18 protein-coding genes and 1 riboswitch are annotated in these 20,969 nt (G+C 60.0%); of the genes, 13 read left to right on the forward strand and 5 right to left on the reverse strand.

The genetic code is table 11. The features are described from left to right. Positions 1-67: 67 nt before the first annotated feature. Positions 68-472, reverse strand: a complete 405-nt coding sequence (locus tag EWR20_RS02250; RefSeq protein ID WP_129359402.1) for a PaaI family thioesterase — start codon at positions 470-472, stop codon at positions 68-70. Between the two features lie 187 nt (positions 473-659). Here EWR20_RS02250 and paaZ point away from each other — a divergent pair, with 187 nt between their 5' ends. Both paaZ and EWR20_RS13100 read left to right on the forward strand, forming a co-directional pair. Next, the gene (gene paaZ / locus EWR20_RS02255) at positions 660-2,762 is read left to right on the forward strand and encodes a phenylacetic acid degradation bifunctional protein PaaZ (RefSeq protein WP_129358585.1); all 2,103 of its coding nucleotides are present in this window, start codon (positions 660-662) and stop codon (positions 2,760-2,762) included. Between the two features lie 359 nt (positions 2,763-3,121). Continuing rightward, positions 3,122-3,643 carry a hypothetical protein gene (locus EWR20_RS13100; protein ID WP_366150734.1) on the forward strand — a complete coding sequence of 174 codons (522 nt, stop codon included), beginning with the start codon at positions 3,122-3,124 and terminating at the stop codon, positions 3,641-3,643. Here the strand turns inward: EWR20_RS13100 and EWR20_RS02265 are convergent. Further along, a complete protein-coding gene (locus EWR20_RS02265) occupies positions 3,540-4,964 on the reverse strand; it encodes a sugar porter family MFS transporter (protein ID WP_165000929.1) in 1,425 nt (474 codons plus the stop codon). The genes EWR20_RS13100 and EWR20_RS02265 overlap by 104 nt on opposite strands. Before the next feature lie 412 nt (positions 4,965-5,376). On the opposite strand from EWR20_RS02265, the gene EWR20_RS02270 reads away from it, so the two are divergent. The 4 genes from EWR20_RS02270 (at position 5,377) to EWR20_RS02285 (ending at position 11,006) form a co-directional block, all read left to right on the forward strand. Then, positions 5,377-7,032 carry a fucose isomerase gene (locus EWR20_RS02270; RefSeq protein WP_129358592.1) on the forward strand — a complete coding sequence of 552 codons (1,656 nt, stop codon included), beginning with the start codon at positions 5,377-5,379 and terminating at the stop codon, positions 7,030-7,032. Positions 7,033-7,111: 79 nt separating this feature from the next. Further along, on the forward strand, positions 7,112-8,170 hold the full coding sequence (locus EWR20_RS02275) for a LacI family DNA-binding transcriptional regulator (protein ID WP_129358594.1): 1,059 nt from the start codon (positions 7,112-7,114) through the stop codon (positions 8,168-8,170). Between the two features lie 189 nt (positions 8,171-8,359). Further along, complete coding sequence (locus tag EWR20_RS02280) at positions 8,360-9,487, forward strand: glycoside hydrolase family 172 protein (RefSeq protein ID WP_129358596.1); 1,128 nt, start codon at positions 8,360-8,362, stop codon at positions 9,485-9,487. Positions 9,488-9,560: 73 nt separating this feature from the next. After that, entirely contained in the window at positions 9,561-11,006 is a 1,446-nt protein-coding gene (locus EWR20_RS02285) for a sugar porter family MFS transporter (RefSeq protein WP_129358598.1), read from the forward strand. A gap of 379 nt (positions 11,007-11,385) precedes the next feature. Here the strand turns inward: EWR20_RS02285 and EWR20_RS02290 are convergent, their stop codons facing one another. The 3 genes from EWR20_RS02290 to paaI form a co-directional block, all read right to left on the reverse strand. After that, positions 11,386-12,027 carry a TetR/AcrR family transcriptional regulator gene (locus tag EWR20_RS02290; RefSeq protein ID WP_129358600.1) on the reverse strand — a complete coding sequence of 214 codons (642 nt, stop codon included), beginning with the start codon at positions 12,025-12,027 and terminating at the stop codon, positions 11,386-11,388. A gap of 254 nt (positions 12,028-12,281) precedes the next feature. After that, on the reverse strand, positions 12,282-13,619 hold the full coding sequence (locus tag EWR20_RS02295; RefSeq protein ID WP_178945334.1) for a phenylacetate--CoA ligase family protein: 1,338 nt from the start codon (positions 13,617-13,619) through the stop codon (positions 12,282-12,284). A gap of 5 nt (positions 13,620-13,624) precedes the next feature. Continuing rightward, entirely contained in the window at positions 13,625-14,032 is a 408-nt protein-coding gene (paaI, locus tag EWR20_RS02300) for a hydroxyphenylacetyl-CoA thioesterase PaaI (protein WP_129358604.1), read from the reverse strand. A gap of 146 nt (positions 14,033-14,178) precedes the next feature. On the opposite strand from paaI, the gene paaA reads away from it, so the two are divergent. From paaA to EWR20_RS02335, 7 genes are all read left to right on the forward strand, one after another. Then, the gene (gene paaA / locus EWR20_RS02305; RefSeq protein WP_129358606.1) at positions 14,179-15,201 is read left to right on the forward strand and encodes a 1,2-phenylacetyl-CoA epoxidase subunit PaaA; all 1,023 of its coding nucleotides are present in this window, start codon (positions 14,179-14,181) and stop codon (positions 15,199-15,201) included. 2 nt (positions 15,202-15,203) lie between these two features. Further along, a complete protein-coding gene (gene paaB / locus EWR20_RS02310; protein ID WP_129358608.1) occupies positions 15,204-15,512 on the forward strand; it encodes a 1,2-phenylacetyl-CoA epoxidase subunit PaaB in 309 nt (102 codons plus the stop codon). After that, positions 15,509-16,345 carry a 1,2-phenylacetyl-CoA epoxidase subunit PaaC gene (gene paaC / locus EWR20_RS02315; RefSeq protein ID WP_129358610.1) on the forward strand — a complete coding sequence of 279 codons (837 nt, stop codon included), beginning with the start codon at positions 15,509-15,511 and terminating at the stop codon, positions 16,343-16,345. The genes paaB and paaC overlap by 4 nt, the downstream gene beginning before the upstream one ends. Before the next feature lie 5 nt (positions 16,346-16,350). Then, entirely contained in the window at positions 16,351-16,929 is a 579-nt protein-coding gene (paaD, locus tag EWR20_RS02320; RefSeq protein WP_129358612.1) for a 1,2-phenylacetyl-CoA epoxidase subunit PaaD, read from the forward strand. A gap of 37 nt (positions 16,930-16,966) precedes the next feature. Continuing rightward, on the forward strand, positions 16,967-18,145 hold the full coding sequence (paaE, locus tag EWR20_RS02325; protein ID WP_238147569.1) for a 1,2-phenylacetyl-CoA epoxidase subunit PaaE: 1,179 nt from the start codon (positions 16,967-16,969) through the stop codon (positions 18,143-18,145). A gap of 33 nt (positions 18,146-18,178) precedes the next feature. Continuing rightward, complete coding sequence (locus tag EWR20_RS02330; RefSeq protein ID WP_129358616.1) at positions 18,179-18,949, forward strand: enoyl-CoA hydratase/isomerase family protein; 771 nt, start codon at positions 18,179-18,181, stop codon at positions 18,947-18,949. A 183-nt stretch (positions 18,950-19,132) separates the two neighbouring features. Beyond that, positions 19,133-19,255, forward strand: a riboswitch (SAM riboswitch). Between the two features lie 116 nt (positions 19,256-19,371). After that, complete coding sequence (locus EWR20_RS02335; protein WP_129358618.1) at positions 19,372-20,808, forward strand: LLM class flavin-dependent oxidoreductase; 1,437 nt, start codon at positions 19,372-19,374, stop codon at positions 20,806-20,808. The last annotated feature ends 161 nt before the right edge of the window (positions 20,809-20,969 follow it).

Below are 20,969 nucleotides of genomic sequence, written 5' to 3' on the forward strand. Positions count from 1 at the left end.
GTAACGTGCGCATCGGATCATCTCAGGGCCCGATATGCACGCAACGCCCGGTACGTCTGGGCGTGCCTCAGTCGAAGAATCCTTCCGGTGCTGGCTTGAGGTAGTTGCTGATCCGGACGGTGCAGAGACGCCGACCGGTCTCGACGTGCGTCATCACGACTTCGTGGCTGGTCATTGAGCGCCCCAGCTTGATCGGCGTCGCAACCGCCCGCACGGTGCCTTCGGTTGCCGAGGAGTGGTGTGTAGCATTGACCTCAATTCCGACTGCGATCTTCCCGAATTGGGCGGCGTGCAACACGGCCGCCCAGGAGCCCGTCGATTCTGCGAGGGCGATTGATGCTCCGCCGTGCAGGATTCCGTGTCCCTGGCGGTTTCCCTCGACCGGCATGGTCGCCACTACTCGTTCCGGCGTCTGCTCCTCGAATTCGATGTTGAGCTTGTGGTCGAGTTCGCCCGGGTCGATGCGGCCCACCAGCCGTGTTGAATCCGGTTCCGTTCCGGTTGCCTGGCCTTGTGCGTTGACTGATTGGTTCTCCAATGAGACCTCCTCATGACTTTGTGCCGGGCCGCGTTGTGGCACGCGACTGTGACGTGGGCTATTCTGACACTAATTACTGACCGAACGTTCGGCTAATTTATTGCAGGGAGTGAATCCACCCGTGACCACCCAAACCCGATACGAGGCTACAACCACCCAGGCCACCGAGATATTGCCGAGTTACGTGCGAGGGCAATGGTGGCGCCCGGACGAGCCGGAGCGAGCCGTCGACGTCGTCAATGCGGCGACGGGTGATCCCGTGGTGCGCGTCAGCACCGACGGTATCGATACTGCCGAGGTCATCCGATACGGACGTGAGAACGGCCAGAAGTCTCTGGGCGAGCTGACCATCCATGAACGAGCACTGATCGTCAAAAAACTCGCGATGTACCTCAACGAGCGCAAGGATGAGCTGTACGAGGTCTCCTACCTGACCGGTGCAACCGCCAAGGACCATCTGATCGACACGGACGGTGGCATCGGTACGCTCTTCACGTTCTCGTCCAAGGCCCGCCGTGAACTGCCCAACGCCAATGTGATCGTCGACGGCGCTGTCGAACAGCTCTCCGGTGACGGCAGCTTCCTCGGCGAGCACATCTACACCCGTCTGCCGGGTGTTGCCGTGCAGATCAACGCGTTCAACTTCCCGGTGTGGGGAATGCTCGAGAAATTCGCCCCGGCGTTCATCGCCGGGATGCCCACCGTGGTCAAGCCCGCCACACCGACCGCTTACGTCTCGGAAAAATGCGTGCGACTCATGGTCGAGTCGGGATTGCTGCCTGAAGGGTCGATCCAGTTGATCTCCGGCTCGGCTCGGGATCTTTTGGATCATCTGGACATGCGTGATCACGTGGCCTTCACGGGATCGGCGGCGACCGCGAATTCGCTGCGCCAGCATCCGAACGTGATTGAGGGAGGGGTCCGGTTCACGGCAGAGACCGACTCGCTCAACGCGGCCATCCTGGGACCTGACGTCACCGAGGATTCCCCGGAGTTCACGGCGTTCATCAAGTCAGTGGTCCTCGAGATCACGGCTAAGGCTGGGCAGAAGTGCACCGCGATCCGCCGGGTCATCGTTCCGGACAGGATGCGCAGACCGGTCGTGGACGCGCTCGAGGCCCGCATTGCCGAGCGCGGCGTCGTCGGTGACCCGCGGGACAAAGCGACGACGGTCGGCGCGCTGGCCTCCCCTGAGCAGCGCGAAGAAGTGCTCAAGGCCGTGCGCAGGCTCGTCGACGCCGGCGGATCCGTCCGCGTGGGCGGACCGGACGCACTGGATACAGTTCCGGCCGAGGGCGCGTTCTTCCCCGTCACGGTGCTCGAATTCGACGATGCACGCACACGCGAGGCGCACAGCGTCGAAGCATTCGGTCCCGTTACCTCGGTTCTGGGGTATTCGGGCGACATCGAGGAAGCCGTGGAGCTCGCTGCCCTCGGGGGCGGCTCGTTGGTTGCCACGGTGTGCACTCACGATCCCCTGACCGCGGGCGAATTCGCTGCCGGGATCGGTGCTCATCACGGCCGCGTGCTCTTCCTCGACCGCGACGACGCCAAGACCTCGACGGGCCACGGCTCGCCGATGCCTCAACTCGTCCACGGCGGGCCGGGTCGAGCTGGTGGCGGCGAAGAGCTCGGCGGTGTCCGTGGCGTCAAGCACTATATGCAACGCACGGCCGTGCAGGGTTCACCTGACCTGCTGACCGGGGTGACCGGCATGTGGCACTGGGGTGCGACGGCGCAGACCGTGACCCGCGAGGACGTCGAGAACGGGACCGGCACGCATCCGTTCCGCAAGTCACTGGCCGAACTTCGCATCGGCGACCAGTTCCGCTCCGACCTGCGCAAGGTCAACTTGGAGGACATCACGGAATTCGCGGAGTCGACCGGGGACACGTTCTACGCGCACACCAATGAGGAGGCCGCGACCGCCAATCCGTTCTTCCCGCGCCGCGTCGCCCACGGATATCTGCTGGTCTCGTGGGCCGCGGGCCTGTTCGTGGAGCCCGCACCGGGGCCGGTCCTGGCCAATTACGGCCTGGAGAACCTGCGGTTCATCACGCCCGTCACCTATGACGACTCGTTCCGCGTGACCCTCACGGCCAAGCGGATCACCCCGCGCGTCACGGACGACTACGGCGAGGTCGCCTGGGACGCCCGCCTGACCAACCAGGACGACGAGGTCGTGGCGACGTACGACGTGCTGACGCTGGTCGAGAAGGAGTAGGCCTCCGGGGCGGTGGAGATGGAGGTTCAGCCGGAAGGCGGCATTCGGCACCGCCTTCCGGCTGCTACCAGTCCACGATCGAATTGATCATTCCGAGAACCAGTCGCGGAGCCGGCTTGCCGGAGACGTCTTCGGGGGGCATCGTCGAGCTTTGAGGCCAACCTCCAGCCAATTGAAGCGTAGGCTCCGGATGCTCTCTGCCCCGAATCCTTATCCCCTGGTCGACCAATTGAGCTGAGGTTTATGAGGACCTCACATCCATCAGTGGAATGGGTCAGAATCGTGGGCTGAACACGCCTATCGTTTCCGAAGTGGATCATGTTGGACTAGCCGACCCCGACGTGGATATCGCGTTGTCGATGTGGTGCGACGGCCTTGGCTTTACCCTCGAGCGCAGATTTGATCTGAATGAGACCGTTACGGTTGCGACGACGGGAGTGCCCGGCCCCAGTATCCACGCAGCAACGATCATCCTTGGCCACCAGCGCATCGAACTCTTGGAACATGGCCCTGCACCCACCGGGCGGGTGCAGGCGAGGGATTCCTCCCTGGTGCCCCAGTGTGCGGTCTCGGCAATCTTGCGAGCTTCGAGAGGTCGAAGGGCGTCAGCATCGAAATCAGTGACGCGCAGCAGAACGATGAGCTCTTTCACTGCCCGGGCGCGTTCCCTGGCGATTTCGTCGCGGGTATTCCGGAAGGCAGCTGAGATTGAGATTCGCCGATTTCGGGCCACGTGGCGCCAGCTCGGCTGGTTTGCGTTCTCATGTGTTCTTGGGGTTACCGATCCACTATCGGTGTCGCTCCCGTTCGAAAGTCGTTTTCGAGTTCCTCCAAGCTTCGGTCCATTGTCTCCGGAACCCAGCGCGCCACGATGGGCATGATGATCACGCCAATGATCGCGAATGCGATCATGATCGGGCCGGCCCCGATTCCGTGTTGAAGGATCGGAAAGGCTTGAGATACGGCGAACGCCGCCAGCCAATTGAAAAGTGTTGCGATGCCCATGGCGAATCCGCGGATCCGCAACGGAAAGATCTCTGCGAGCATGACCCAAAGCACCGGGCCCCAGGTTGCCGAGAAGACGTTGGTGAAGACGACGAATGCAAGAATCGTGACCACGATCTGAGTGGCTGTACCCGGCGCGCCAAAGATGGTCACCAGTCCGATGGCTGCCGTGCTAATGACTAGCCCCGCCAAACCAGCCAGCAACATGGGTTTGCGGCCTCGACGATCCACGATTTTGAGCTGAACCGTGACTGCGATGGTCACGATGTTCAGAATGCCGTTGAGGAATGAGAACAACAGCGATTGTGTGGGTGTCAGTCCGAGATCTGTGAGCACGGTTGGAGAGTAGTAGACCACTGCATTTATGCCCGTGACTTGCTGGAATACCGCTAGAAGCACCCCTACCACCAAGAGCCTTTTGACCCATCGTTCACTGAACTTGCCGGGTCCTTTGGCCCGAGCCAACGCGGCGTTGGAAGGATCAGCCGGAGAGGCCTGCTGATCCGGGTCATCGTTGGCCAATTCCGTGATCTCTGCGAATTCCTCTTCGGCTTCCTCGGGATTCTCGCGCAAACGATGCAAAACCGACCTGGCCATCTCCGGGTCTCCGCGGCGGACCAGGGAGCGCGGTGTGTCCGGCATCAAAAGCATTCCGCCGAGAAGTACAAGGGCAGGGAAAACGCCGATCACGAGCATCCAACGCCAGGATCCGCTGAAGGACAAAGTAAACGCGACACCGCCAGCAACCCCTGTGCCGATGATGACCATGTATTGATTCATTGAGGTTGCAATGCCGCGTTTATCCGCGGGAGCCATCTCGGCCAGGTAGAGAGGAACCACCACGGATGAGATGCCAATTCCGAGCCCGAGGATGAGTCGAGAGGTCACGAGAACGGCGGCAGTAGGTGCAAAACCTGATCCCTCGGCACCAATCAGGAATACCACCGAGGCCGCCAGGAGAACGCGTTGGCGGCCAATGCGATCCGCAACAGGCCCGCTGGAAATTGCACCAATCATGGCGCCAATCACGGCCGAGCTGACGACCATCCCCTCGATCAATGGCGTCAGCGGGATCTCATCAGGTATGAAAAGAATGGCTCCGGCAACAATCCCGTTGTCGTAACCGAAGAGAAGAGCGCCCAAGGCGCCCAAGATGAAAACCACCTTGGTGTTAATGAGTCTGTTTCTGAATCTCACGATGGACGCCTTTCTCGAGGGCTTACCTGGCGAATACTGGGAACTGTGCTTGTGGGGCGTGGGTCAGTCGTGCCGGCGCCGTTGGGCTTGTACGGGAGAGCGAGGGAACAGGATGGCCTAAGGTGGCTCGCCTCATAGTGTCGTGCCCATGAATAGGAAATCGATTTATTGATTTCACCACAGAGTAGTTGGGCTCACGCGGGGGTGGCAAGAGTTGCTATCGCCTAAAAACATCCCGACCACGCACCAAACCCCTGAAATACCAGGAGTATAGGCCGATTTGGTTGCAAGAAAAACCGATGTTTCGTTGACATGGGCTTCAGGTGAGCATACGGTTCTGGCAAGTAATCGTTATCTCACAGCGTTGTACATTTCGACGTTACGAAGAGTCACCGCGGATCAAGGAGCATTCATGACTGACCAATTTCAGAGCGACTACAGGTTCCCAAAGCTCTCGTCCGCCGCGACTACGCCCGCTCGCACCGTGATCCTTATTCCTAGCGGTGACCTACGGGAAAGTGCCAACACCGCGAGCTGGCCAGCTCAGCAGGAGCTTGAACGAATCGTGACCGATGTTGTCCAAGAATCGGGATGGTCGATTCAACGCGGATTTAGGCCGGACGAAGAGCGCAGACACGGGTTTATCCGTTCTCAGCGGATGGGGATTGAAGTTTTCAAGGACATACCTCCGGATGCGCCGCTCATCGTCGCTACCGCTAATTGGCAGTACAGCCACCACGTCCTCGCGGGCTTGCGCACACACCGAGGTCCGATTCTCACCGTCGCAAATTTTGCCCCCGAGTGGCCGGGCCTGGTGGGCCTGCTTAACCTCAACGCGAGTCTGACAAAGATGGGGACTGAATACTCCACGATGTGGACTGTCGATGGTACGGATGATTGGTTCCGAAGCGGTGTCCACGAGTGGCTTGATACGGGGAGCGTCACGCACGATGCATCGCATGTCCGCGATCTCCCCGAGCTCGTGGATAGCGAAGAGAAGAGATTGGGGGAGGCACTGGGTGATCAACTCCTTGCCGACAAGGCCATCATGGGCATCTTCGACGAGGGGTGCATGGGCATGTATAACGCCATTTTCGACGACGCGTTGCTCAACCAGATAGGTATGTACAAGGAACGGTTATCTCAATCAGCCCTGTGGGCGGAAATGCAGACCGTATCTGATGAGGAGGCAAATGCGATTGGCCGCTGGCTTATCGACGAGGGCATGACTTTTCGGCTCGGCGACGATGAGGCCACCGAACTCACGGAGGGCCAGCTGCGTCTGCAGTACAAGATGTACATCGCTGCGCTGCGCATCGCCGACGACTTTGGGCTGGACGCCGTGGGAATCCAATACCAACAAGGGCTCAAAGACGTGTGCCCGGCTTCGGACCTTGTGGAGGGGCTCCTCAATAACGAGTACCGGCCCCCGGTGACAAGTCGCGATGGTTCTCGAGTCCTGTGGGAGGGCAAAGCCCTGCCCAACTTTAACGAAGTGGACGAGGGCGTGGCTGTGGATGCCCTCGTGACCAATCGCATCTGGAGCGCCATGGGGATGGATCCCGCAACGACATTGCATGACGTCCGATGGGGCGGTGAGCACGAGGGACAATATGTCTGGATTTACGAGATCTCCGGATCGGTTCCCCCTTCTCACCTGCCGGAGGGATATCACAACGCCGAGGGGTGGCGCCAAAACCCTGTCTTCTTCCCGGCGGGAGGATCCACAATCAATGGCGTTTCCAAGCCCGGGGAAATCGTGTGGTCTAGGGTCTACATCGAAGATGGTGGCCTGCATATTGATATCGGGCGGGGGAGCGTTGTTGATCTTCCGGCCGACGAAACGCGGCGACGTAAGGAGTCAACGAACCCAGAGTGGCCCATAGCCAACGTCGTCTTACACGGAGTTGACCGAAACCAGTTCATGGCTCGACACAAGGCCAATCACGTTCAGGTGGTCTATGGGGATGACGCCGACACGGCTGATCGTGCACTGACGGCAAAAGCATCTTTCTTTGCGCGCATTGGTGTGACGGTTCACCTGTGTGGTGAGGTCAACGTCGCCTGATTATTATGGGCAGGTGGGACACGAAGTATCTCGGTCCCATTCGTGAGGAAACTCGCCGTGGCCGAATCGCGGAGACGGCATGACCATAACCAGAATGTTCGGAGTACATATGCCCCGGTCGGAGCCGACTATTCGTGACGTCGCAAGCCGGGCAGGGGTTTCATCGGCCACGGTCTCGCGAGTCATGAATGGTGCCGCTAACGTCGACAAGATCCTCGTCCGGCGGGTACGCGAGGCTGTGGAAGCAACGGGATATGTTCCGAATGTCGCCGGTCGGTCACTGCGGGCTCGGAATAGTTCGCAGATTGCGGTCATGATTCCCGATGCCGACAACCCGTATTTCACCCAGGTGGTCAGCGAGGTCGAGGCGGTTGTGCGGGGAGCCGGATACTCTGTGATGTTGTGCCATGCGGACAACGATCCCGAACAAGAGCGCTTGTATCTCGGGCAAATCATTGCCCGAAAGATGGCCGGAGTGATCGCGATTCCCTCTGACGAAAGCCGTTCAGGTCTTAAGCCTCTGACGGATGCGGGCATCCCGGTAGTACTCGTGGATCGCCGCCTCCCCGATTTTGAGGTGGATTGCGTTGCAACGGACAACGTGGATGCAGGGAGAAGAGCGGCAATGCATTTGCGGGAACGTGGATTTCGCAAGCCCGCATGCATTACAGGTCCGAGCACCCTTTCGGCGACCGAAGATCGTGTCACAGGTTTCTTCCAGGCATGGTCTGGAGGGGTTTCATCGGGCGATGCCGGCCCGATCGCCAGGGAGCCGGTCCTCTATCGGGGGGACCTGCATATTGGATCCGGGGCTGACGCGATGACCGAGATCCTGAAAGAGGCAGAGGTCGACTGCGTCTTCGTCACAAATAATCGGATGTCGGCGGGCGCGTTCCAGTCTGTGCGAGGAGTGGCGGATGCGCCGGCTCTGCTCTCGACGGACGACGATATTTGGACCCGACTCGTAAGTCCGTCCATTTCCGTGATTCAACAACCTATTCGGGAAACGGGCCGGCTCTCCGCAGAGATGCTGATCAACCGCATCTCAAACCCTGCAGAGATGCCGCGCACCACCCTATTGCGCGCCAAGGTGATCGTACGCGAGTCGACCGCGGGTGGACCTGCCGTCGATCGCTAGAAAGAGTTCGAGGGGAGATCGACTCGCTACTGCCTCTTGTCACTTTGTGATAAATCGTTTACTCATGGCACCTGAGAAGGACGCCTTGTCTTTCGAAAAAACCTATTGACCCTCCGTGATCTGGCACATATGGTGTCGGTAATCGATTTCTCAGTGAGTATTCTCGTTCAAGGAAGCGTGGTTACCGACATGGGTACCTATCTAGCCGCCATCTCCCAGCTCAATCGAACAATCTCGACGCGATCAATCAGTCCGGAAAATTTTGACGGCGCTCCCGGTGGCGGAGGTCGAGCCACGGAGGGTACCGGCGCTGCTGCCTCGAGGGATCTTGGTCAGGGATGGAAAGTTTCGCCCAGCATCGACATAGCTCCGGGGCACACCGTGGATCTGGCGAGAATTTCTGAGCCCGGCTGCATAACGCACATCTGGCTCACAACGCACAGCGATCACTGGCGTACGTTGATCTTCCGGGCCTTCTGGGACGGCGCCATCGAGCCCGCGGTCGAGGTTCCCTACGGTGACTTCTTCTGCAACGGATGGGGAGAGTTTTCGCAGGTGAATTCCCTCCCCGTGACTTCCAATCCGCAGGGTGGATTCAACGCCTACTGGCCTATGCCTTTCAAGGAATCCGCCCGCCTCGCGCTCGAAAACACCTCCGAGGTCACCGTGACGGTCTATTACCAAGTGACCTACGAAATCGGTGGGGACTATTCGGAAGAAGCGTACTTCCACGCTCAGTGGCGGCGCAGCAATCCTCTGGCCGAGAAAACGACCCACACCATACTCGAGGGAGTGGAAGGCGCCGGTCACTACGCCGGTACCTACATCGCGTGGGGAAGCAATTCGAGTGGCTGGTGGGGCGAAGGCGAAATCAAGTTTTATCTCGACGGAGACCGTGATTTCCCCACCATCTGTGGCACCGGTACCGAAGACTATTTCGGTGGAGCGTGGAACTTCGACGTCCCGGGCCAGGGATATACCGCTTTTTCGACGCCGTACCTCGGGATGCCTCAGGTGATCCGTCCCGACGGGCTTTACGCGAGCCAACAGCGCTTCGGCATGTACCGGTGGCATATACAGGACCCGATCTATTTTCACCGGGACATCAGTGTGGACATTCAAGCTCTGGGATGGAGAAGCGGGTGGCGGTACCTGCCTCTGCACGACGACATATCCTCAACCGCCGTGTTCTACCTCGATCAACCGGTCACGGCTCGTGCACAGCCACCCAGCTTTGACGACATGGAGGTACATCTGGGGTCAGCCCCAGTGCCTGACCTCGGCGCGACTCCGCCGCGACAACCGGGCCATGAGTAGGTCCTGACTAAGCCACGGCAGCGTCGCTGAGGCCCCATCCCACGTCCGATCTTCTCCACGTGTAAGGACAGTTATGTCAATCGATCAGGATCCTTCGTCTTCGCGGACTCTCCCACCGTTAACTCCTGGGCCATATCGCAAGAGGCTCGGCCTCATCTCCACGGTGGCCTGCTTCGGTGGCCTGCTTTACGGATACGACACAGGGGTGATCAACGGGGCCCTCCGGCCGATGTCAGCGGAGCTCGGGCTGACGTCGATCACGGAGGGAATCGCCACCAGCGCATTGGTGTTCGCCGCCGCATTCGGAGCCTTCTTCGGCGGTCGGTTGGCCGATGCGAAGGGTCGTCGCATAGCGATCATCACCTTGTCCGTGCTCTTCTTTGCCGGGTCGGTTTTGGTGGTCGCAACGCCGAATCTCGCGTTACTGGTGCTCGGCAGGATCTTCCTCGGACTCGGTGTCGGTGGCGCGTCAACCGTGGTTCCGGTGTTCTTGGCCGAACTCGCTCCCTTTGAGATTCGAGGGTCGATTGCTGGGCGGAACGAGGTGGCCATTGTGATCGGTCAGCTTTCTGCTTTCGTGATCAACGCGATTTTGGGGAGCACGCTCGGCCATCTAGACGGCATATGGCGCCTGATGTTTGCCATTAGTGCCATACCTGCGGTCTGTCTATTCGTTGGCATGCTCCGTATGCCGGAATCCCCACGGTGGTTGGTTGAGAACGGTCGGAGAGACCAAGCCCTGGAGGTGCTCCGATCGGTTCGACCCGAAAGTCGGGCGGAAATTGAGCTGGAAGACGTTCAGACCACCGCACAGGACGAGAAACACCGGCGCACAGGTCTCGGTGCCATCCTCAAGAATAAATGGCTCTTCCGTATACTCTTGGTCGGTATCGGTGTGGCCATCATGCAAAGGATCACCGGTATCGACACGATCATGTTTTATGGGCAGATCGTGCTGATCCAATCCGGCTTCGGGGAAAACGCAGCATTGATCGCCAATATTGCACCGGGCATCGTTGCGGTGATCGGGGGATTCACCGCGCTTTACATGATGGATCGCGTGGATCGTCGAACCACTTTTACGCTTGGCATCTCTCTGACCACCGTGTTTCACCTCCTCATCGGGATTGCGTCGATGATCATTCCGGAAGGCAATGCCATCAAGCCGTGGATTCTGCTCGTGTTGATCGTGGGTTTTGTGGCCTCCATGCAGACCTTTCTCAATGTTGCTGTGTGGGTCTATCTCGCGGAGGTCTTCCCTCTTCATATGCGAGGTGTCGCCAACGGCCTGGCTGTCTTCTGCGGCTGGATGAGTAACGGTGTTCTCTCGCTTACCTTCCCGTCGTTGATTGACAACCTCGGGATGTCCACGGTCTTCTTCTTGTTCTTCGGTGTAGGCGTCCTTGCGCTCATCTTCGTTCGGACCCAGGTCCCGGAAACACGTGGCCGTTCGCTCGAAGTTCTCGAAGAAGGAGTGACCACGGGCGCCATCTACAAGGTTCCAGTGAAGCGTAAGTAAGTGGAATGGACCTTCTCGAACACCGGGCAATGCCCCCCCTAGGCCCAGGCCTAGGTTGAAAGCATCGGACGGAAGATCATCCGGCGCGATGATGGGACTCACCGTACCCAATCTCGTCCTCCGACGCCCACAGCGTCGATCTGTTGCCTCAAGGGAGCCCACAAAAAGAATGTCGGCACCTTGTCCGATGAAAACCATCGGTCAGATCCTGAATGAAAGCTAAACGTCCAAAGACTTCAGAAACACAACACGGGTATTCTGCAGGGGTTATCCGCGAGAGTGCAGCTCTCAGGGGGGCAGGCGCAGGTTCCGTCCGCTCGGTCAGGTCTGGCGCAAGCCTGGAGCGTGAACTCCTGAAAACCCAAAGCGCACCCGGGACCTACGACCGCAGACCGTCCAGAACCATCTTGACTGCGGTCTCGGCGAGCATATCCACGGTTCCTTCGCCTTCCGGCTGGTACCAGTCCACGATCGAATTGATCATTCCGAGCATTAGCCGTGGAGCCGACTTGCCGGAGATGTCCTCGCGGAGGTCGCCCTCTTCCTGTGCCTGGCGGACCAGGTTCTCCACGGTACGGGTGATCTTTCGACGTCGTTCCAGAGCGGCAGTCTCCACGGGTGAGTTGCCGCGAAGGCGCAAGAGCAAGGTCACATACGGCATCTGATCGACGAGCACGCGGATCGATCCCCGGATCACGCCTTCGAGCTTGTCGATGCCGCGAGCGTCGGTCGCCTGGACGTCCTCCATCGCCTTCTCAAGCGAGTCGAGGGCTCTCAGCAAGGCCTCCTCGAGGATCTCTTCCTTGGAATTCACATGGTGGTAGATCGCCGACTTCGAGATCCCCAGGTTTTCGGAGAGGGTGCCCATGGACGTCGTGTCGTACCCGTATTTGTTGAAGACCTGAACACAGACCGAGATGAGCTTCTCACGGTCGTAACCGGGCCGTCCTCGTCGTGCGCCGTTGCTCGGTGCAGCGGACGCGCCGGTTTCCTGGTCTTTCGTGGCGGGCACAGTGGGCATAGATTTCTCGGCTTTCTGCAGGGTCCATCACGAGATTACCCGACGACGAGGCGGGCCCGACGCTACCGCCTCGCCGCCCCGTGCGGAGGGTCCTCCGGCATAAGTGGGTCGTGCCGTCTCAGTGCGGACGTCTCTGAAGGAGCAACCCGTCCCGAAGCTCGGTCAGCCCTCTTCGAGGGAACACAAACCGGATCAACCCGGCCCTGGACGGACCTGCACGAACAGAGCTCGGAAGATCCGGCAACCCGGCCCGGTTACTTGTTCCGGTGGTCGTAGACCCTACGGATCTTCCCGGACGACCGTGCCAACGTGCCCGGTTCGGCGATGTCGATCAGCGCCGTCGAACCGATCTTGGTCTTGATTTCGGACAACAGTGTTTTGCCGTCCTCGACCGCCTCTTCATGAGTGACGTCCTCACGGCGTTCGATGTGGACCGTCATCTGATCCATGCGATTCGGACGGCTGATTTCGAGTGTGAAATGAGGTGCGAGCGCGGGGAGGTTGAGCGCGAGCTCCTCGATCTGCGTCGGGAAGAGGTTCACGCCACGCAGAATGATCATGTCATCCGAGCGGCCCGTAATTCGTCCCATGCGCCGGTGCCCCGGACGGTCGGTGCCGGGCAGCAACCGGGTGAGGTCGTGGGTTCGGTAGCGAATGATCGGAAGGGCCTGTTTGGTTAGCGCGGTGAAGACCAGCTCGCCGGGCTCTCCCAATTCGCAAACGCGGTCGTCGAAGGGATCGATGATCTCGGGACGGAAATGGTCTTCCCAGATGTGGGAGCCGTCCCGTGTCACGGCCGATTCCCCAGCAACTCCGGGTCCCATGACTTCGGAGAGACCATAGATGTCGCACGCGGTGATGTCGAAGGTGCGCTCGATCTCGCGGCGCATCTCGTCCGTCCACGGCTCGGCGCCGAGGACAGCCCGCTTGAGTGAGGTATCGCGGGGATCGATCCCGGCCTTGCGAAACCCGTCAGCGATTGCCAGAAGGTATGTGGGAGTCGCGAGAATCGCGTCCGGCTCGAAGTCGCGGATGAGCTGAACTTGTTTCTCGGTCTGACCGCCAGACATCGGGATCACTGCGCAACCGAGCTTCTCTCCGCCGTAGTGTGCCCCGAGGCCGCCGGTGAACAGGCCGTAACCGTATGCGTTGTGGATTTTCTGGCCGGGTTGGACGCCCGAGAACCGGAAGCATCGAGCGACCAGGCCGGCCCATGTGTCGAGGTCGTCTTGGGTGTATCCGACGACGGTTGGCAGGCCCGTCGTGCCGGACGAAGCGTGGATGCGGCGAATGTCGCTCATCGGTACGGCGAAGGACTCGAAGGGGTAGGCCTTTCGCAGGAATTCCTTGTCCGTGTATGGAAACTTGCTGAGATCTCCGAGTTCTTTGAAATCGTCGGGATGCACGCCGTGCTCGTCGTAGAGATCCCGGTAGGCCGGGACGTTCTCGTAGGCATGGTGCAGTGTCCACCTGAGGCGTTCGAATTGCAGGGACTCGATTTCGTCCCGGCTCATCAATTCTTCGGGGTCAGGCTGTGAGGGGTCCGCCGAAGCTGTGGGGGAATAAGGGTTCTCGATGGAATAAGTAGTCAAGGGGTTCACGCTTTCTGACGTTGGGGGATGGTCCGGCTGCGTCCGCGGAAATGGGCGATGACTTCGTCGTCAGCCGTGACCGTGACGTCGTAGAGACCGCTACGACCGGTGCGGGCTATCTCTATGGCTTCTGCAGTCATGACCTGGCCTGGCCGGCCGGACTTGACGAAGTCGATTTGGGCCCCTTGGGCAACGGTAATGGTGCTTCCATCGCCGGTGGGGTCATTGCAGGCCATGGCGAAACAAGTGTCCGCCAGAGAAAACACCATGCCGCCGTGGGCGATCCCAAATCCATTGAGCATCTCCTCCCGCAGCGTCATGCTGATGACCGCGTGACCGTACTCCGAGCGGTGCACCTGGATGCCCAACCACTCCGAGGTCCGATCGTTGGCCAGCATTGGATGATCTGGCATGTTGTTCTCCTCACATTATATGACCGAATGTTCAGTAGGGAATCGTTAAATTGACAGTGTGTCAACCGGGGCGATCGTGTGTTGACGACCACATCGCATGCCTATATCCTGAACGAACGTTCGGTTATTATTTATTGGAGGACGTCATGACCCACATCGACGACGCCGTCGCCCCTGAGCAGGAACGCTTCGACGCGCTCATCGCGGACGACTCCCGCATCGAGCCGAGGGACTGGATGCCCGAGGCATACCGAAAGACTTTGACTCGTCAGGTCTCGCAGCACGCGCATTCGGAGATCATTGGAATGCAGCCGGAAGCCAATTGGATTACGCGTGCCCCGAGCCTCAAGCGCAAGTCAATTCTCATGGCCAAGGTCCAAGACGAGGCCGGCCACGGCCTGTATTTGTACTCAGCCGCCGAGACCCTGGGGACGCCGAGGCAGGTCCTCAATGACCAGTTACTCTCTGGCCGGGCCAAGTATTCGTCGATCTTCAACTACCCGGCACGGACCTGGGCCGACATGGGTGCCATCGGTTGGCTCGTGGACGGCGCCGCAATATGCAACCAGGTTCCGCTGTGCCGCGCCTCGTACGGCCCGTATGGGCGCGCGATGGTTCGCATCTGCAAGGAGGAATCTTTCCATCAGCGGCAGGGCTGGGAGATTCTCTACGAACTGTCCCACGGAACAAAAGCGCAGAAGAAGATGGCACAGGACGCGGTCGACCGTTTCTACGGCCCGGCCCTGCAGATGTTCGGGCCTCCGGATGACGAATCTCCCAACTCGCAGCAGTCCATGGCGTGGAATATCAAGCGCTTCACCAACGATGAGCTGCGTCAGCGCTTCGTCGACATGATGGTGCCTCAAGCCGAGGCTTTGGGCCTGACGCTGCCCGATCCTGACCTGCGGTGGAACGAAGAGCGAGGGCACTATGACTACGGAGAGCTCGACTGGGATGAGTTCATGTCCGTGATCAAGGGCAACGGGCCGTGCAACGTGCAGCGAATGAAGCGACGTCGCGAAGCCCACGAGAACGGCGCATGGGTCCGCGAAGCGGCGGCCGCCTACGCCGAACGTCAGGCCGCCCGTGCGGTGGAAGCCGCGCACGAGGATGCCGACTCCGCCTCGACACCACAGCAACGTCCCGCTGCCCAGCTGATTGGAGCCTGAGCATGAGTGAGCAAAGCCAAGAAAACCAGCAATCGGCCTGGCCGCTCTGGGAAGTGTTCGTCCGGTCCTCCCGAGGGCTTTCCCACGTTCACGCGGGCTCGTTGCATGCCCCCGATGCAACCATGGCGGTCCGGAACGCGCGTGACCTCTACACACGACGGAATGAGGGAACGAGCGTGTGGGTTGTCGAAGCCGAGGCAATCACGGCTTCGGATCCCGATTCCAAGGGCGGCTATTTCGAGTCGGCCCAAGGCAAGGCATATCGACACGCTACGTATTACACCAAGTCCGAAGGGGTGAAGCACCTGTGAGCACCTTCGCATCGCACGAATCGGCCACCAAGATCAGTGCCGGCGAGTCCATCAGCACCGAGTCGATCGCCGATTCCGGAGCCCAAGCTGCCGAGCCTGTCGCACAGTATGCGTTGCGGTTGGGCGACGACGCTCTGATCCTGTCCCAGCGCCTCGGCTGGTGGATCGCTCGGGCTCCCGAACTCGAGGAGGACATCGCGCTGTCCAACATCGCCTTGGACCTGATCGGGCACGCGCGCTTCCTGCTGACGTACGCGGGCACGGCGTGGGACAAGAGCGAGGACGATCTCGCGTATTTTCGAAGTGAAGAGGAATTCCGCTCGTGCCGACTAGTCGAACAGGAGAACGGCGACTTCGGGCAGACCATAGCGCGTCAACTCATCTTCTCGATCTATCAGTACGAGTTGTATTCCGCTCTTCAGGACTCATCCGATGCGACCTTGGCGGCGATCGCGGACAAAGCGGTCAAGGAGGTCGAGTACCACGTGGATCACGCATCGCAGTGGGTTCTGCGCTTGGGTCTCGGCACTGAAGAATCCCGACGTCGTATAGCCGCCGGATTCGAATACCTGTGGCCGTACGTTGACGAGTTGTTCACCGACGACGCGCTGATCGATCAGCTCGAAGGCGTGGCCGTGCGGCCCTCTTCGATCAAGGAGGCCTCCATGAAGGCCATCGAGGGGATCCTGGCCGAGGCCGAGCTGGAGGCACCAAAAGTCTCCCAGGCCCGGTTGCCCCGTGAGTTGCGCGATGGTTCCTATTCGGAACATCGGGGGTTCATCCTTGCCGAGATGCAGTCCCTGGCCCGCCAGCACCCCGGGGCAAGATGGTGATTGCAATGTCTCCGATCATTCATACGGCGCCGGACAAGGAATCCGCAGGGTTGGCTCGGGCTCTTCCTCTAGGTCCTTCACGGCGCCCCTCTGGCGACGTGGACGCTACGTTGTGGGACCTCGCGGCAACCGTCTGTGACCCGGAAATCCCCGTTCTGACGCTCGCCGACCTGGGCGTGCTCCGAGATGCTTACGTAGAGGACGGGCAGGCCATCGTGGTTATCACTCCCACGTATTCCGGGTGTCCGGCCATGGAAACAATGGCCGATGACCTCGTGGCAACCATTTCTGCGGCAGGATACTCCGAGGTCCGAATCGAAAAAGTCCTGCGACCGGCGTGGACGACCGACTGGATGAGCGATGAAGGCAAAGCAAAGCTGTCCGAATACGGAATCGCTCCACCAACGGGAAATAGCGCTCCCGGTCACAACAGCGGGCCGGTACGCCTGACCCTCTCGGTCAAGTGCCCGCATTGCGGCTCGCTCAAGACCCGAGAGATGACACGCTTCGGCTCCACCTCGTGCAAGGCCCTTTGGGTGTGCAACGAATGTTTGGAGCCTTTCGACTACTTCAAGGTTCACTGACATGTCACAAACCAGTACCGAACGCAAGGCCGTCGCCATGGAAAGGGCGGAGGAGAACACGTCTCCGGGACGTAACGGCCGGCGTCGCGCGACGTTCAACCGCCTTCCCGTTACAGGGCTTCGGAAGCTGACCTCGGAGTCGGTCGAGGTGGCCTTCGGGGTTCCGGAAGAGCTCGAGGATGATTACGACTATCTTCCAGGGCAATACGTAGCCCTACGTGCTCAGATCGGCGGACAGGAAGTGCGTCGATCGTACTCGATCTGCGCCGAGCCTCGTCCGGGAGAGATTCGCGTCGCCATCAAGAAGGACGTGGGCGGGATCTTCTCGACGTGGGCCAATGAAGAATTGGCGGTCGGGGATGAGCTCGACGTCATGAATCCTCAGGGAGCCTTCACATCTAAAACCCGGTTGACCTCGATGAACCATCCGGAGGACTTGGCCCGTGAGGAAGTGCGCCGGGACAAGAGTGCTCACGTCGTGGCGATTGCCGCGGGTTCGGGCATTACGCCGATCATGGCGATCGCCCGATCGCTCATGAAGGCCTCGCCGACCACGAGCATCGACGTCGTCTATGCCAACAGATCCGCGATGGACGTGATGTTCGCCGAGGAGCTGGGGGACCTGAAGGATAAGTTTCCGTCACGGCTGGCTCTCCATCACGTGCTGTCCCGAGAGCAGCGCATTTCACCGTTGATGTCCGGTCGCATTGACCCGGAGAAGCTCGACGAACTCCTGGATCGGGTTCTGCAGGTCGAGACCGTCAACGAATGGTTCTTGTGTGGGCCGTTCGAGCTGGTGCAGTTGTGCAGGGACGCGCTGAAAGAACGAGGCGTCCCGGAGGACAAGGTGCGGTTCGAATTGTTCAGTACGGGGAAACCGGAGAAACCCGCGGGACAGCAGGGCCGGGAGGTCGCCGTCGACCCCGAGGGCGAAAATTTCCAGATCAGCTTCACTTTGGATGGCAACTCCGGAAAGGTGGACACGCCCAAGTCGGCCAACGAGACTGTCCTGAATGCCGCTTTGCGTGTTCGGCCCGATGTGCCGTTCGCATGTGCAGGTGGCGTGTGTGGAACATGCCGGGCCAAGGTGGTTTCCGGCGACTTTACGATGGAAGAGAACTTTGCGCTGGAGAAGGACGAAGTCGAATCGGGCTACGTTCTGACCTGCCAAACACGGCCGACCTCCGACAGTCTGGAAGTTGACTTCGACGCGTAACCGCTGGAGTGCGCGAGGAAAGGAATCCCGATCATGATTGATCTGACCATCTCCGACGACATCGCCGAGATAGTGCTCGACGCACCGAAGAAGCTCAATGCACTGAATTCCGAAGACCTTGCCGAACTGTCGGAGGCCTACCGCGCGGCAGAGAATGCGGGAGTCCGGGCGCTGGTTCTGAGGGGTGAAGGACGGGGTTTCTGCGCCGGCCGCGACATCTCCGGGGTCGATCCGGCCCACGATGACGTCGAAGGGTATCTCGGGAATCGGGCCACGGCCTTGTTTCGGCAAATTTCTGCATTCTCGGCTCCGACCTTCGCCGCGGTCCACGGGGCGTGTCTGGGGGTCGGGCTGGGCCTGGCGATCGCGAGCGACGTCGTCTACGTGGCCGAGGACGCCAAGATCGGTTCCCCCTTCGCGAATCTTGGGGCAACGTTGGACTCGGGTGGCCACGCACTGTTCTACGAGCGGTTGGGCGCGCACCGGACCCTCGACCTGATTTACACGGGCGAGATGATGAGTGGCTCCGAAGCGGTCACCGCAGGGCTGTTTTCCCGGTCCGTACCGGCGGACGACGTGCTCGATTTTACGATGCAGAGGGTGCGAAAAGTGGCCCAAGGGGCGACCCAAGCATATTTGGTCTCGAAATCACTGATCAGTCAACTGCGCGACGAACGGGCTGGACTGTGGGAGTCCATGGCCGCCGAATCCGCCGAACAGGCACGGCTCTGCTCGACGGATGATTACGCGGAGGGTTTCACGGCGTTCCAGGAAAAGCGCAAACCGAACTTCCGAGGCCAATAGCCGTATCAACCCCTACTTTTGATCCAGGCCCATATTGCCCGTTTTCTTTGCGAAAGCGGGCAATATGTCTGATGTGGCTGGATTGGGGTACGGACGCGGTTCCACGTAACACTGCGAAAAGCGGGTAACAGAAGCTCACAGGATGGCTGCGAACCAGGTGCTTGCATACGCTCGGATGGAGAAGATCAAGAGTCCCAACGATCAAGCTCTGGCTGGTTGGGCGGCAACCCTCTCCCGTAGCGGGGTGCCCCAGATGATGATCTGGCACCGTCGGCATTGCGACCGGCGGACATGCAAGTACGGCGCGAGAATCGGCGCCACCGCGTGAATGTTTGCGCCGCTTCTCGTTACCGGGACAGAAGCGCAAGGCTCGGGCGCGCGGAGACCTGTTGGAGTCCCTCCATGCACCGAAAGGAATCCCGATGTCGGAAAAGAAGCGCATCGCCATCAACGCCTTTGATATGACGTGCGTGGGTCATCAGAGCTTTGATCTGTGGCGCCACCCTCGCTCGCGTGCCACTGAGTACAACACCATCGAATACTGGACAGACCTCGCCAAAACCCTAGAGAAAGGGTTGTTCGACGGGGTCTTCCTGGCCGACGTCGTGGGCATCTACGACGTCTACAAGAACTCCGCGGCACCTTCGATCCGCGGCGGTGCACAGGTACCGGTCAACGATCCGTTCATGCAGATTTCAGCGATGGCGGCCGTGACCGAAAACCTCGGTTTCGGCGTGACCAGCGCCGTGACCTACGAGCAGCCCTATACTCTCGCCCGGAAATACGCGACGCTCGACCACCTGACCAAAGGGCGCGTCGGATTCAACGTGGTGACCTCGTACCTCCCCTCTGCGGCCGAGAATCAGGGACTGCCGCGCCAAATCGAGCATGACAAGCGCTACGAGATCGCCGACGAGTTCCTCGACGTCTGCTACAAACTGTGGGAAGGATCCTGGGAGGACGACGCCGTGGTCAAGGATCGAGAGTCCGGCGTCTACGCGGACCCGGCTAAGGTCCATCCGATTCGACACCAGGGCAAATACTTCACCGTCCCGGGCGCCGGTCTGACCGAGCCTTCCCGTCAGCGCACACCGGTGATCTTTCAGGCAGGGGCTTCGTCGCGGGGGCAGGCTTTTGCGGGCAAGCACGCCGAAGCCGTGTTCGTCGGGGGCCTTCGACCGGACCTCACCCGATTCATGACGGACAAGATTCGAGACGAGGCAGAGAAGGCCGGTCGTCAGCGCGATGACGTCAAGATCTTCGCAATGCTCTCGGTCATCGTGGACGAGACCGACGAGAAGGCCCAGGCAAAGTACGAGGAGTACTTGAAGTATGTTTCAACCGAGACTTCTCAGGCGATCATTGGCGGTTGGTCAGGAGTGGACCTTTCCCAATTCGGCGAGGATGAGGTGCTCAACTACATCAAGACCGACTCGATCCAGTCCTTCCTCACGCCATTTACTCTGCAGTCCAAGGACAAGGAATGGACCCGAGAGGACATTGCGAAGCACTGCGCGATTGGCGGCATGGGCGATGTGATCATCGGCGGCCCGGAAAAGGTTGCGGACGAGCTCGAACGCTGGATCGATGAAGGAGGGCTGGACGGTATCAATCTCGCGTACCACGTCTCTCCGGGTTCATTCGAAGACTTCGTGGAATTCGTTGTTCCCGAGCTGCAGAAGCGCGGGCGCTACCGCACCTCGTACGAAGGCTCGACATTCCGGGAGAACCTCTTCGGTCAGGGGCAGGTTTCCATCGACGAGAACCACCCTGCGGCGGCATACAAGGGTGCGTACGTGGGCCAGCCGTCCACGGAGGACACCCCGGCGCGTCCCGGCGAGGAAGATGACGCCGCCTAGAGTCGGCGGTCCGAGAAAAGGCGACTTCCACGAGCTCCACGAGCGACGGCGCCGCGTGAAAAAAGATGGTCCACGAGGCTGTCATTTTCACGCGGCGCCGTCGTGCGCCCATCGCCTACTTATATAGTAAGGCGAACCTTTGAGAGCAACGCCACAAAATT

Source organism: Rothia uropygioeca (assembly GCF_004136585.1).
Taxonomy (GTDB): Bacteria; Actinomycetota; Actinomycetes; order Actinomycetales; family Micrococcaceae; genus Rothia.